This is a genomic window from Saccharopolyspora sp. NPDC002686, assembly GCF_040295745.1.
In the GTDB taxonomy this organism is placed as follows: domain Bacteria; phylum Actinomycetota; class Actinomycetes; order Mycobacteriales; family Pseudonocardiaceae; genus Saccharopolyspora; species Saccharopolyspora oryzae.
In genome coordinates this window covers 1-1331 of the sequence record NZ_JBEOVY010000660.1, presented here as the reverse complement: position 1 = coordinate 1331, position 1331 = coordinate 1, and the positions used below count along the sequence as shown (strand labels likewise).

Sequence of the window (1331 nt, the reverse complement as noted above, 5' to 3'; positions counted from 1 at the left end):
CATCTCCGGCGGGCGCGCGCTTGGGCGTTGGAGCACCTGGACCGGCCTTTGGCGCTGCGCGAGCTGGCCGCGCAGGAGGCGATGAGCGTGCGGACGTTCACCCGGCGGTTCCGGGACGAGGTGGGGATTTCGCCGCTGCAGTGGCTGACGCAGCAGCGCATCGAGCGGGCGCGGCAACTGCTGGAGGAGACCGACCTGGCGGTGGACCGGATCGCGGCCGACGCCGGGTTCGGGACGGCTGCCTCGCTGCGCCAGCACCTGCAGGCCGCGCTCGGGGTTTCGCCCAGCGCCTACCGCAGCACCTTCCGCGGGGCCGAGGAGCTCGTGACCCGTTGAGCCCTTGCCCGGGGCTGTTCGCCGGGTGATGATCGGCCGGTCGGAGCTCGTGGACTTATCGGTCCCTTGTGGACGGTCTGGAGGCTGCTCGTGGTGGATCGGCTGGCGAACCTCTTCCGGCTCGATGGGCGCAAGGCCGTGGTAGTCGGCGGCGGCAGCGGTCTGGGCCGCGCCAGCGCCGTGGGCCTGGCCGAATTCGGGGCTCAAGTGGTCATCGCGGACGTGGACACCTCCGGTGCGGCGGAGACCGCGGAGTCGATCCGGCAGCTCGGGCACGAGGCGAGCTGGCGCGAGCTGGACGTGCGCGACGGTGCCGGGATCCGGGAGCTCGCCGCGGCGGAATCCGACGCCGAAGTGCTGGTCGTGACGCCCGGCATCAACGTCCGCAAGCGCCTGGCGGACACCGCGGACGAGGAGTTCGACCGGGTCGTCGACGTCAACCTGAAGGGCACCTACCGGCTGCTGCGCGACTTCGGCGCGCGGATGGCCGAGCGCGGGCGCGGCAGCATCGTCACCTTCGCCAGCTTCCGGGCGGAAGTCGTCGAACCCGGCCAGGGCATCTACGCGGCGACGAAGGCCGGCGTGGTTCAGCTGTCCCGCGCGCTGGCGGCCGAGCTGGGGCCGAAGGGCGTGCGGGTCAACGCCATCGCACCCGGCCCGTTCGAGACGCCGCTGACCGAGCAGATCAAGTCCGACGAGGCCTGGTACGGCGCGTACGCGAGCAAGACGGCGCTGGGCCGCTGGGCCAAGGCGGACGAGATCGCCGGCGCCGTGGTCTACCTGGCCTCCGACGCGGCGTCCTACGTCACCGGAACCCTCCAACTCGTCGAAGGAGGCTGGACGGCCATCGACGGCCGCTTCGACCCCGGCGTCTGACCCCTCACCCGATCAGCCGTCGACCCTTCAGTCCGGACTGAAGGCAGTTTCAATTGAAACTGTGATCCGCCGTGCCTGGGATCCGCAGTTTCAATTGAAACTGCAGTCCCACCGGCGTG

At 71.0% G+C, this 1331-nt stretch carries 2 protein-coding genes; both read left to right on the top strand.

Translation table 11 applies throughout. The annotated features are described in order from the left end of the window. A partial coding sequence (locus ABTZ89_RS38700) for a helix-turn-helix domain-containing protein (protein WP_351054470.1) occupies positions 1-336 on the top strand: 336 nt, incomplete at its 5' end. A 90-nt stretch (positions 337-426) separates the two neighbouring features. Further along, complete coding sequence (locus ABTZ89_RS38695; RefSeq protein WP_270953873.1) at positions 427-1212, top strand: SDR family NAD(P)-dependent oxidoreductase; 786 nt, start codon at positions 427-429, stop codon at positions 1210-1212. Positions 1213-1331 lie beyond the last annotated feature (119 nt).